This is a genomic window from Sporosarcina sp. P19 (genome assembly GCF_002743165.1).
Classification (GTDB): Bacteria; Bacillota; Bacilli; order Bacillales_A; family Planococcaceae; genus Sporosarcina; species Sporosarcina ureae.
Genome location: NZ_PDYR01000011.1, coordinates 58,289 through 70,929 on the forward strand (window position 1 = coordinate 58,289; position 12,641 = coordinate 70,929).

11 protein-coding genes and 1 tRNA gene are annotated in these 12,641 nt (G+C 42.4%); 10 read left to right on the forward strand and 2 right to left on the reverse strand.

Annotated features, from left to right (window positions below):
• The first annotated feature begins 60 nt into the window (after nucleotides 1–60).
• The 4 genes from CSV74_RS12115 (at nucleotide 61) to CSV74_RS12135 (ending at nucleotide 6,184) form a co-directional block, all read left to right on the forward strand.
• Nucleotides 61–1,779 carry an ABC transporter ATP-binding protein gene (locus tag CSV74_RS12115; RefSeq protein ID WP_099691850.1) on the forward strand — a complete coding sequence of 573 codons (1,719 nt, stop codon included), beginning with the start codon at nucleotides 61–63 and terminating at the stop codon, nucleotides 1,777–1,779.
• A complete protein-coding gene (locus tag CSV74_RS12120; protein ID WP_369823717.1) occupies nucleotides 1,776–3,620 on the forward strand; it encodes an ABC transporter ATP-binding protein in 1,845 nt (614 codons plus the stop codon). The genes CSV74_RS12115 and CSV74_RS12120 overlap by 4 nt, the downstream gene beginning before the upstream one ends.
• A gap of 415 nt (nucleotides 3,621–4,035) precedes the next feature.
• Nucleotides 4,036–4,368, forward strand: coding sequence for a hypothetical protein (locus CSV74_RS12125; protein WP_099691851.1), 333 nt, complete (start codon nucleotides 4,036–4,038; stop codon nucleotides 4,366–4,368).
• A gap of 1,102 nt (nucleotides 4,369–5,470) precedes the next feature.
• A complete protein-coding gene (locus CSV74_RS12135) occupies nucleotides 5,471–6,184 on the forward strand; it encodes a ZinT family metal-binding protein (RefSeq protein WP_099691853.1) in 714 nt (237 codons plus the stop codon).
• Nucleotides 6,185–6,773: 589 nt separating this feature from the next.
• On the opposite strand, the gene CSV74_RS12140 is transcribed toward CSV74_RS12135, so the two are convergent.
• Nucleotides 6,774–7,229, reverse strand: a complete 456-nt coding sequence (locus CSV74_RS12140) for a YusW family protein (RefSeq protein ID WP_029053526.1) — start codon at nucleotides 7,227–7,229, stop codon at nucleotides 6,774–6,776.
• Between the two features lie 102 nt (nucleotides 7,230–7,331).
• Entirely contained in the window at nucleotides 7,332–8,348 is a 1,017-nt protein-coding gene (locus tag CSV74_RS12145) for a DUF2804 domain-containing protein (protein WP_099691854.1), read from the reverse strand.
• A gap of 73 nt (nucleotides 8,349–8,421) precedes the next feature.
• Between CSV74_RS12145 and CSV74_RS12150 the strand changes: the two genes are divergently transcribed.
• The 6 genes from CSV74_RS12150 (at nucleotide 8,422) to CSV74_RS12175 (ending at nucleotide 12,272) form a co-directional block, all read left to right on the forward strand.
• Nucleotides 8,422–8,494 (forward strand) — tRNA-Ala (locus CSV74_RS12150).
• 301 nt (nucleotides 8,495–8,795) lie between these two features.
• Entirely contained in the window at nucleotides 8,796–9,617 is an 822-nt protein-coding gene (locus CSV74_RS12155; protein ID WP_029053524.1) for a transporter substrate-binding domain-containing protein, read from the forward strand.
• A gap of 1 nt (nucleotide 9,618) precedes the next feature.
• On the forward strand, nucleotides 9,619–10,287 hold the full coding sequence (locus CSV74_RS12160) for an amino acid ABC transporter permease (RefSeq protein ID WP_029053523.1): 669 nt from the start codon (nucleotides 9,619–9,621) through the stop codon (nucleotides 10,285–10,287).
• 25 nt (nucleotides 10,288–10,312) lie between these two features.
• A complete protein-coding gene (locus CSV74_RS12165; RefSeq protein ID WP_029053522.1) occupies nucleotides 10,313–11,041 on the forward strand; it encodes an amino acid ABC transporter ATP-binding protein in 729 nt (242 codons plus the stop codon).
• 44 nt (nucleotides 11,042–11,085) lie between these two features.
• Nucleotides 11,086–11,571, forward strand: a complete 486-nt coding sequence (locus CSV74_RS12170) for an amidase domain-containing protein (protein WP_029053521.1) — start codon at nucleotides 11,086–11,088, stop codon at nucleotides 11,569–11,571.
• A 104-nt stretch (nucleotides 11,572–11,675) separates the two neighbouring features.
• Entirely contained in the window at nucleotides 11,676–12,272 is a 597-nt protein-coding gene (locus CSV74_RS12175; protein WP_029053520.1) for a nitroreductase family protein, read from the forward strand.
• The last annotated feature ends 369 nt before the right edge of the window (nucleotides 12,273–12,641 follow it).

The window sequence follows — 12,641 nt, forward strand, 5'->3', positions numbered from 1 at the left end:
ACACACTGTATTCCTATATGACATAATGAAAGGAAAGACAGCAAGTAAAGGGTGTTTTAGATGAAAACGGTTTTCCGCTATGCACTACCTTATAAATGGCCAATGTTCATCGCCATTTTACTCATGTTACTTGAACTATCGGTCGAATTAATTCAGCCATTGCTGATCGGTAGAATTATAGATGAAGGAATTATGAAAGAAGACTTGAACACCGTTCTGATTTGGGGGAGTGTCATGATGGCACTCGCCTTTATAGCGCTCTTTACGGGCGTCGTCAATTCCTATTTCGCTGCACATGCCGCGCAAAGTTTCGGCTATGATCTCAGACAAGCTTTGTTTCGGCGCGTCCAGACGTTTTCGCTAGCGGCATTTTTGCGCTTTCCGACATCTAGTCTCATTACACGTTTGACAAGTGATGTGACGCTTGCCCAAACCGCGCTCTTCATGGGGTTACGAATTATGGCCCGCGCACCGTTAATGGCACTCGGCAGTCTGATTATGGCATTCGTCGTCAGTCCGAAACTCGCAGTATTCTTACTAATTGGTTCACCGTTCCTAGCTGTATTCCTCGTCGTCATGGCGCGCAAAGGTGTACGTTTATTCGGGCAAGTTCAACGCCGTTTGGACGGTGTCAATCAACTCGTACAAGAAAATTTACAAGCGGTTCGTCTCATTAAAGCCTATTTACGAGGTGTTTTTGAAACGAACCGTTTTTCCAAAGCGGCAAGTGCACTGAAAAAAGATAGTGTCCATGCGATGCGCTTAATGGAACTAATTTTACCCGTGTTACTGTTCATCATGAACGTCAGCTTCATGGCGGTGCTTTGGTTCGGTGCAGACGAAGTCCGCAACTCCAATATGCCTGTCGGAGACGTCGTAGCGGTCGTCAACTACACGATGAGAATGACAAGCGCTTTTTCAATGTTCTCCTTTTTAATCGTCATTTTCTCGCGCGCAAAAGCGTCTTCCGATCGGATGGAAGAACTGCTAGTTGCCGATGGTGATCTCGAAAAGCTAGAGATAGCTGACAATTGCCAACAAGATGCTGTTTCAGTTCGTTTTGAGCACGTCTCATTCCGTTATCCAGGAACGACTGAAGATGTGCTTAGAGACGTGTCGTTTGAAATTCCAGCGGGTGAGAAGCTTGTCATTATGGGGGCTACCGGTTCCGGTAAATCCACGATGCTTCAACTACTCCCGCGCATGTTCACGGCGACGGAAGGTACTGTGTGGATCGATGGCAAAAACATAGCCGACTGGCCGCTTAACACATTACGAAACTTGATCGGTTATGTGCCGCAGCAATCAATGCTCTTTACAGGTACGATCAGCGATAATCTGTCGTGGGGTAAACCGGATGCCATTGCGAATGAAATCGAAGAGGCCGCTAAAAAAGCACAAATACATTCGTCTGTCATGAACTTTATGGATGGCTATAAAACACGTGTCGGGCAGCGCGGCGTGAATTTATCTGGCGGTCAAAAACAGCGCTTGTCTATTGCTCGCGCATTGATTCGTAAGCCCTCCTTACTGGTTTTGGATGATAGCACGAGTGCACTCGACGTCAAAACCGAATCGTCATTATGGGACGCATTGCAGGAAGAAAATACGACGATGCTGATCGTCACGCAAAAAATCCAAACCGCTCAAATTGCTGATGCGATTTTATTATTATCAGATGGTGAGATTGTGGGCTATGGCACGCATGAAGAGTTACTTCAAACGTCTGCCTTCTATCGGGAAATTGCAAAATCGCAACAGAATGGGGGAGTGGCATGATGCGAAAACCTTTCGGCTATGAACCAATTATTCGGAAAGAGGATTTATCAAAAGTTCAGCGTAAAAAAGTTCAGAAAGCGGGCGACTGGAAATCCGTACTTGCACGCATTTGGCGTTTGATCGATCAACAACGAGGTTTACTAATCGCAGTCATGACTCTCGTATTAATCAGTTCAGCCCTAGCGCTAATTGGCCCATTGATGATTGGAAAGATTATCGACGATTTCATCATTCCGAAAAAAGTGGACGGGCTCAGTATGCAGATTGGCTTATTACTGCTCGTGTATGCAGGCTTCTCATTGTCTACTTATTTCCAAAACTACTGGATGGTCGGAATTGCACAGCAAACGGTTTATCGTCTGCGCACGCAATTATTCGGCCATTTACAGAAGTTGCCCATTCGATTTTTCGATAAGCGGCAGCACGGTGAATTAATGAGTCGCGTGACGAACGATATCGAGAATGTCAGTCAAACGCTGAACTCTTCGTTGATCCAAGTGTTTTCAAGTGTACTGACACTGGTCGGTACGGTATCAATTATGCTGTATCTCAGTCCGTTATTGACGTTGCTAACTATGATCATCGTACCTTTAATGTTCATTGCCATGCGCTGGATTACTCGTCGCACGGGGATTTTATTTAAAGAGCAACAACGCGCAATCGGTGAATTAAATGGGATGATTGAAGAAACGATTTCTGGTCAACGTGTCGTCAAAGCGTTCTCACAGGAACAGAATGTCATGGAAGAGTTCGCGCAAAAAAGCGAACGCCTTCGTACAGCGGGTTTTTGGGCGCAGACATATTCAGGCTTCATTCCAAAAGTCATGAACACACTTAATAATATGTCGTTCGCGATAGTTGCGGGGGTTGGCGGACTGCTGGCGGTGACAGGATATGGTGGCGTAACAGTCGGAACGATTGTTATTTTCAGTGAGTACGCAAGGCAATTCACGCGACCGCTGAACGATTTGGCCAATCAATTTAATACCGTACTTTCCGCCATTGCAGGAGCGGAGAGAGTGTTTGCCATAATGGATGAGCCGGTGGAAAAAGACGAGGCAACGCAGCAGATCGAAACATTATATGGCGATGTCGAGTTCCGCAATGTGACGTTTGGTTATGAAGAGGAAGCGATTATTAAGAACCTTAGCTTCCATGTTCAATCTGGTGAAACCGCAGCCTTTGTTGGTGCAACAGGAGCAGGGAAGACGACGATCATGCAACTACTGTCACGCTTTTATGAAGTAGACAGCGGCCAAATTCTGCTCGACGGCATCGCGATCGACGAACTGCCACGCCATACGGTGCGTAGCCAAATGGCCTTCGTCTTGCAAGATCCGTTCTTGTTCGAGGCGACAGTGCGCGAAAATATTCGCTACGGCCGACTTGACGCAACGGATGAAGAAGTGGAAGAAGCTGCAAAAAAAGCTAATGCCCATAGCTTCATCTGCAAACTGTCGTCCGGCTATGACACGGTGCTAACAGCAGGTGGCGAGGAGATATCGCAAGGACAAAAACAACTATTGTCCATAGCTCGTGCTCTAGTAGCGGATCCAACCTTGTTGTTACTCGACGAAGCCACTAGTAGCATCGATACAGTGACGGAGCTCGCGATTCAAGAAGCGTTGGAGCGTCTCATGGAAGGACGAACAAGCTTCGTCATCGCCCACCGTTTGAACACGATTAGACAAGCAGACAAAATCTTCGTACTGGCAGATGGCGAGCTACTCGAATCCGGCAGCCACGATGAACTGCTGAAACGCAAAGGCGTGTTCTATGGGATGCTGAATAATGAAGGGGAGGAAACTGTCGATCACAGCCTTCCGCTTACGATTGACTAGTGAAGTTTTCCAATGGTGATGAGTGGAGTTAAAAACCTTACTTCTTTGTCTATGAAATTGAATAATTACAACATGAACGAGCATCGCATGTAGCGGTGCTTTTTCTTTTTTTGAATAAACTTAATTAGAATAATTTGGTAAATATATGTATACCTGTAGTATAGTAACTGAAAGAGTGGAAGCAGAAGGTTTAAACATAGTTAATTGAATTCAAGGCATTGGAGAAAAGTGGAGCTCTTACACTTCATGGACGTATATATAGTAGAACTATGATTGTTCAAGAATCAAGTCAAAGCCAAATAGAGGAAGAGTCATTTTGATAAAAAGGGGGATTTTTATGAGAAGGTTCTTTCATTACTTCGGTTGGACAATGGTGATAGGAATTATTATTTATATAGGTGCTAAATATTAGTTCATGTTGAAACAAGAATACATGAAGAACTATGAAGCCCTATCATTTGTTTGGTTTTCATCAATTTATCCTATTGGTATTGGAATGTTGCTTAAGTTGCCAAAACTTATAAATGAAATTATAGAAAATAGACAATGGACCTTTGATTGGGCTAAATTCATGGGGGTTGGGTTGCCATCTCTTGGTGTATTATCTATAAGTATATTAATATTTACACCAGCAGGGGAGAATATTATTCCGTTTGTACCAGAAATAATGTATTCGGGAAATTCAACCATTCAAACAATGGCTGGTGTGGTGTTTGGCTTTATTTTGTTAGATAGTGTAAAGAAATAATGAGTTGTATGTAAATTAACAGGTGTTGTTGTTGAAGAAGTGTTGTGCCTGAAACGGATAAAACCGTTGTATAAACTATGATCATTTAATCTAAGAATTCATGCCATTTAGGACGAATGCTTTAAAGAACACGAAATGAAGGGTTGCTTGAATTGTTCCAAATGTTTTTACTTACCTATTGCTTAAATGTACATTGATATTTGTGACAATTAGTGCAAAAGGGATTCAAGAAATCAGTATGACTCCACTTTGGATATTTAATATATTTGTGCTTTTCGTGTGTTCAGTATTAGGTAGCCTCTGTATCAGGTATTGTATTAAAAAGGAAAAATGTAAGAAGGATTATTCAGTAATAGGGTACAGTTGTGGAAGATGATTTAATCCGGAATAGGGCCATTTAGAGCCGAAAGGGGGGATGTTTTGTTAAACATTTTCTTAGGATTAATAATTTTTATATCAATTATCTTTCTTTTACTCGGAATAAAGAGAAAATCCAGATTAACTATATTTTTTTGTGCTATCGCTTTTATTGCTCCTTTACTTTATTTGGGCTTCAGAAATTGGATAGTTTTGTTGCCATTAGTTCCCGCAATATCATTTGTGGTCTCAGATTTAGTAATTAAAAAAAGGGATTCTGCACAAGGGTAGTGGGCATGGCTTTAGATATACCATTTCGTAAACGGGTGCTTTAATTGAAGAAGGATTACAGGATTGATCAAACTTGTTTATAAAAGAATAATTTAATTGAATATATTAAGAGCGTGTTTTGAACAATCTTTTTTCAAACACGCTCTTTCTTTTTATCCGTTTATCAAGGTTATTAGTATCAATTTGCTCAAACTTTATTTTAAAGTCACACAATAGCCGAGCACTAAATGAGATGAATTGATACAAAATCCAAGCTTTGCTGCATCTTCAAGTGAACGAATGGCGACGCAAAGTAGCACCGATTAATACGTGGCTGAAACTAATTGCAGAGGGATTTAGGCACATTATACGTATTTCTTTAATAGTAATCATTACGATTTATATTGACGACAATAAAACTTATATATATAATTACAAAACGTAATGATTACGATTTAGAAAAGAGGTATGAGTAATGAAGGGTACAAAAGTACAATGGCTAAGTATACTAACAGTGAGCTCGATACTTGTAGGGTGTCAAGCTGCAGATTCAAAAGAGGAGATTACTAGTAGTGAAGCGTTAACGACAACGCAAGCATTTGATAGTCATTCACATGAAAGTGATCACAATCACGCACACGATGAAGAAACAGAAAAAATTTACGCTGGATATTTTGAAGATAGCCAAGTACAAGAGCGCTCGCTTTCTGATTGGGAAGGGGAGTGGCAATCTGTGTATCCATATTTACTAGACGGAACGTTAGATGAGGTATTTGCTCATAAAGTGCAACAGAAAGAAGATATGACAGTGGAAGAATATAAAGCGTATTACGATGTAGGGTATAAAACGGATACTGAGCGTATCGTAATTCAAGGGAATAATGTGACGTTTTTCAACAATGGAGAGGCTTATAAAGGTGAGTATCAATCCGATGGATACGAAATTCTCACATATGAAGCAGGGAATAAAGGGGTAAGATATATATTTAAATTGGTAGAACCAACGAAAGGGATTCCTCAGTATATTCAATTTAGTGATCATAGTATCTCGCCAAATGATGCGGATCATTACCATTTGTATTGGGGTGAGGATCGCAAAGCTTTATTAGAGGAAGTAATTAATTGGCCTACATTTTACCCATCAGAATTAGACGGACATACGATCGCACATGAGATGATGGCACATTAACTTTTCCGTTTATGGCAGTATTCCATTTTAAAAGTATGTATAAAACCTTCTGCCTGGAAGCTGTGAATTACTCTTCACTGCGTAAATTCGGACAAAGTATACTTCTTAGCAAACAAAAGACATTGAAGTAGACGAAAAAAAGCTGAAAACGTTCACGCGTTTTCAGCTTTTTTGTATACCCTTATATTGAAGAAACGGAGGCGATTGTGTAATAACAGGTTTCGATACCATAAAAAAATACTATTCCTTATTGAACTAACGGGGTGCGTTTATGGGAGTAAGGTCAGAAGCACTCAGTTAGTTGATCGGAGTGAATTGTAGCGAGAAGGAGCGCATCTTTGCAGTTGGGGTATGGTTCACCGCCCCCCCATAGGACACGCGTCCGGCTGCAACGCAGCCCAACGAGTTCCAACTACAACTGTCAATTAGTAGCGGATTCCGTACAATTTTTCTATTATTTACTTATAATAGTAATATAAAGGCATGAAAAACCGCTAATTCATAAAAATTAGCGGTTTTTTCATGCCTTATTTTGAATCAGTAATCAGAATGGTTTACAAAACCTGTATAAATAGCTCGTTCCACGTTATTACTTCTTCTCATCAATGTGAAGAGTCTTGCCGTCTGCAAACTCTACATCCAACTTAAACTCATCATACCCATCGAGACCGTACCACTGTAAAATGCGATCAATCGCTTCATCTTTAGTAGTTCCGTTATCAATCAAAATCTCCATAAACATCTTATGCATATCGTCAATCGCTTCATTGCCTTCGAGATTCACTTCCTGGAACTCATTGACATACTCTGCATCACCAGGTTTTACATCCTCATAATCCGTCTCGATTTTCTTATCGTCTTTCTTGATCGTTAAATCGAAATCCGTGAAGCCGTAGCCGTCACCTGTGTTCATTGTACTGCCTTCATCCTCGCCTTCAATGCTGACCGCAGCGTCATTGTCCGGTGCCTTGTCTTTTGACGAGCAACCTCCGAGAAGTAAAATAGATGAAACCCCTGCAATAGATAATATTCGTAGTAATGACATAAGCGCCACCCTTTCTAAAGTGTATACTACTTGTATTATCACCTTAAAACAGTAAACTTAAACAAAAAAACGGATCTCTTTGTAGGTAGGAGAGAAGGATAATTAGCGATACTTACGCTCCAAGATCGAACCGAGCATCTGTCGAATAGGTAAGACTTGTCCGCTTGGTAGTCGAACTTTTCCATGATAATAGCCGACATATTGAGTAATCGACATCTTTCTAACAAGATAGTGATCGAGCGTTGGGCATTGGAAGAATGGTTTAAATGTCAATTGGATATTATCCGAAAATTTCGTATGTATTTTCCAAGCACTTTTCGGGTCTTTTTTATCGCTCTTGAATACTACATCCTCGTGGAACTTATGCATTGCGCCTTCCACAAAAACAGCATTTTCCGTTAATCCCGTACCATCCGTCCAATGGCCGCCGAAATTCAAGCCGATTCGTTTACCGCTTGTACGTTGAGAGGCCATTGCCCAATCCCAATTCGTTCCGGCATGCCACACACCACGACCAAAATCGTGGACCGCGAAACTATAATACGGATTAAAATCATAGCGTCGATCGCCAACGCGAACATATCCGCCAGTCGGCATAATAGAGTGTTTGGAGGTGAAATGGAATGAATCTCGACTTCTCGGGATGACCACATTCAAAGATTCATCTTTCTCGGGATGAATAATATGCAAATCTGCATGCAATACTTCATTGTCGAAATCAGGAATGATCACGGACAAATGCGTTTCGCCTTGCATATGGACGAGTTGAATCGTAATATCGTCATGAACAAACTTAATACTTTCTAGTGCCTCTTCAGGCATTTTTATACGTCTTCCAAAAGGTAGGGTTACATGTTTTTCATAGAAACGCTGTGTTTCATAGTTGAGTATGTAAACTAGACAAATAACTTTATGATCTAAGTGTACAATCGAGGCAGTCAATAAGACCTCTTCCCCATAGATGCACCAATTATTCCAGCGCTTCTTTTTCATAAACTGTCCTCTTAGATTGCTCCTCACTAAAGGGCTGCGTGCGTATCCTATTGATTCAGGATTCAGAAGTCCCTTGGAGTCACACAGAGACACAGTTTCAGTCAACTCTCTTTCTTCATGCTGCATGCCGTTAACCACCTTTCTTGCCTATTGTCTTTTAAACGAACAGTTGATATACTCTATATTGTATCAGATATGAGGGGCATTAGCTCAGCTGGGAGAGCGTTGCGCTGGCAGTGCAAAGGTCAGGGGTTCGAGCCCCCTATGCTCCATTAAGATAATAGCGGCAGTTCTTGAGAGAAATCTCCAAGAACTGTTGCTTTTTTTATTTAAAACGATACTACTCATACTATACTCCCCTTTACCGTACGCAATAAAACTATTTACTATTGTATAATTATTCATTCTAGCGTATATTAAATAATATAGGAAGTAACCGTTATAAGATCTTGTCCAATATATGTAGTATGCAAGCAAACGTATACATATACTTGTAGACAGTTGTAAGTCAGTATCTTATAATTGTGTTAATTTAGAATATTTATACTAGTGAAGAGAGAGAAGGGGAAATGTATGAAGAAGATGTTTACAGCACTATTACTAATCCTAGTCTTGGTCGTTGCGGGATGTAGTAGTAACGATGGAGGAGCAGGATCAACAGAGAAGTCCACGTTAAAGAATATTAAAGACAACAAGAAATTGGTGATCGGAATTGCACCAGGTTATTTCCCTTTTGAAATGAAAAGCATTGACGGCGGATTTGTCGGCTACGATATCGATTTAGCAAACGCGGTAGGTGAAGCGCTAAATACAGAAGTGGAATTTAAACAATTCGCATTTGATGGCTTAGGACCTGCTTTGCAAATAGGTGATGTGGATATGGTCATCGCGGGTATGACGATTCGTGGAGACCGTGCACTATCCATTAGCATGTCGAATCCTTACTATAAAACAGGTCAGGCGATCATGGTGCCAGCTGCGAGCAAAGGTATCAAATCATGGGAAGAGCTTGATGTTAAAGGTAATAAAATTGCTGTAGGTATCGGGACTACGGGCGCACTGCTTGCAAAGTCTCAGTTCAAAAATGCGGAAGTAGTAGATTACGAAGATTTCCCGTTGGCAGCTACGACAATGGGTTCAGGACAGGCTGATGCAGTGGTGTATGATGAACCTGCTATTGCTGTATGGCGCTTAGAACACGAAGGAGAAGTTCATCAGCTCGAAGGTTTGCTTTCAGCTGAAAACTTAGGGATTGCAGTGAAGAAAAATGATTTTGAAACGATTCAATGGTTGAATTCATTCTTGCATAGCTATGTTGATAGCCCGGAAGAATTGGAATCAAGAAGTCGCTGGTTTGAGGAAAGCGACTGGCTAGATAAGGTTTCGGGAGAATAATATGGGCGGCTATGAATATGACTTCAGTGTAATATCGCAAAATATGGATATCTTTATTGAAGGGGCGCTGAAAACACTCGAAATTTCAGCAATCGCATTATTGCTGGCTATTCCGCTCGGTATTATCATCGGAATGGGCCGGATTTCCCGCAATAGATTCATCCGTATTCTTTCCTCAGCCTATGTAGAAGTCATGCGCGGTGTGCCGTTGCTAGTACTGCTTATTTGGATTTTCTTTGTGCTCGGTCAATTTTTAAAACTCGGTTCCTATTGGGCATCGATTATTGGTCTAGCTGTCTTTACGGCAGCATTCATTGCAGAAATCGTTCGTTCAGGAATACAAGGTGTGCCAAGAGGTCAGATGGAAGCGGCTCGTTCGTCAGGTATGACCTACTGGCAGGCAATGCGTTTGATCGTCTTACCACAAGCATTCCGACGAGTTTTACCGCCACTTGCTTCACAATTCATCATGCTAATTAAAGACTCATCTTTGATTTCGGTCATCGGTGCGACGGAATTGACGTTGAACGCGAAGAACCTCGTTGCCACTAGTATGCGTTCCATTGAAGTATGGACATTCATAGGTTTCGTTTACTTTGCCATGACGTTCACGTTATCCATGATCATTCGTGCGATCGAACAAAAGTTATTAGCGAGAGAAAATTCATGAAGTTCGATGTGAAGGAGTGCCAGATATGATTTCTATAAAACATGTGAATAAAACATTCGGTATGAACCAAGTGCTGACAGATGTCACGCTTGAAGTGCCTAAATCAAACGTTGTGGCCATCATTGGCCCAAGTGGAGCAGGGAAGTCTACATTAATTCGCACGATCAATGCGCTCGAGCCGATCGATAACGGAGAAATTGTTGTAGACGGAATTTCCATCCACGATAAAAAAGTGAATATTAATAAAGCACGTTCTGAAATCGGGTTCGTTTTCCAAAGCTTTAATCTTTATCCTTTCCTCACAGCGTTGCAAAACGTCACGCTTGCGCCCATCAATGTAAAAGGATTAAGCAAAAGTGCAGCGGAAGAGCGAGGGAAGGAGTTGCTGACTTCACTCGGCCTTGGCGATAAATTCGACGCGTATCCAAACCGGTTATCGGGCGGTCAGCAACAACGTGTAGCGATAGCGCGTGCGCTTGCGATGGATCCACAAGTCATGTTATTCGATGAGCCGACTTCTGCACTCGATCCCGAGATGGTCACGGAAGTTCTTGATGCGATCCGTAAACTCGCTGAAAGTGGTATGACGATGGTCGTCGTGACGCATGAAATGGGCTTCGCCAAAGAAATTTGCGACGAAATCATCTTTATGGCAGACGGAAAAGTCGTGGAACAGGCAACACCTGCCAAGTTCTTCACGAATCCCGATTCTGAACGCGCCCAAAACTTTTTATCGAAAGTATTACATCATTAATTGAACGTCCCTCGTTGTCATATGATATGGCAAGGAGGGATTTTTTGTACAATCGACAAGCGGCAGTAGACTATGCAGATAAGTGGTGGAATAGCAGAAACCCTGCTTTCCCAAGTTTTGAAGATGACTGTACGAATTTCATTTCACAATGTCTGTTGGCAGGAGGTGCACCGATGCACGGAGCACCGAACCGCGAAAAGGGATGGTGGATGCGTAAAGGCACGTGGAGCTTCAGTTTTACCGTCGCTCACTCGATGCGCTGGTACTTGGCAACTTCTACAAAAGGGTTGACTGCAACTCAAGTAAAAACTCCACAAGAACTGCAGATTGGGGATATTATTACGTACGACTTCCATGGGGATGGCCGCTTCGACCATACAACGATTGTAACTGCCAAGGACGGGGATAACCCTCTTGTCAATGCCCATACGTATAACGCGTATCATCGCACATGGGATTATAAAGACTCCTACGCTTACTCCCCGAATGCGAAGTATATCTTCTTCAAAATTAATGATCATTTCTCATAATTGTCCAGTTCTGCATCAAAGTGTTTCTCATAGCCTCTAGCAACAGACTACCAAGTTAGGGTATAATGAGAAACAGATACTTAGTGCAAAGGAGAAGGTTGAGTGTGAATGAACAAGCATTATCGGTAAGAGAGGCCATCGTCACACGGCGCTCTATCAAGAATTTTAACGGACAACCGATCGAACCAGAGATCATCCCAGAAATTATAGAAGATGCCGTTTGGGCGCCAAACCACGGAAACCGTAATCCTTGGCGATTGATCGTAGCAACAGACGAACAGTATGAAGAGCTTTTGGACGTCTTGAAGGAGTTCGGTGTAGCAAATTGGAAACAGCTTTCTGACGAGGATCTCGAAAAACAAATGAAGAAGTTCTCGACTGCCAGTGCAGCTGTATTCGTCATCGTCCCTGAAGATGTACGCCAAAAAGAGCGTATGGAGGATTTTGCAGCAGCCAGCATACTGATTCAGAATATCCAATTACTTGCTTGGGATAAAGGAATCGGTACTTGTTGGAAGACGCCGCCGTTCATCGACAACCCGAAGTTCCGAGAGCGTCTAGGTGTAGAGGCAGGCGAGCGCATCATCAGCATGTTGCAATTCGGCTATTTCGACACATCACCAAAAGCTCCACCGCGTAAGCCGGTAGAGGAAATCATCACGTACTTTGGTAGTAGTGAGGACGAAGAAGAGGAAGCGTGAGAGCGGGAAAGTATCGTTCTTAATGTGGATATATTAGTGAAATGAAATACAAAACAGGCTACCCCTTTGTGGAGTAGCCTGTTTTTTGTGTGAAAAAAGGGAGAAGAGCTCATAGTTTCTTGTGGGCGCTCTATCCGGCTAATGCAAGCGCTCAATGCAACCCCCACGAGCGCTCTATTCAGCAGCGTGAGCGCTCAATGCAACCCAGCGAGCGCTCTATCAAGCAACGTAAGCGCTCAATGTAACCCAGCGAGCGCTCTATCCAGCACCGCAAGCGCTCAATGCACCCCCGCGAACGCTCTATCCAGCAGCGTAAGCGCTCAATGCACTCCCGTGAGCGCTCTATCCAGCAGCGTAAGTGCTTAATGC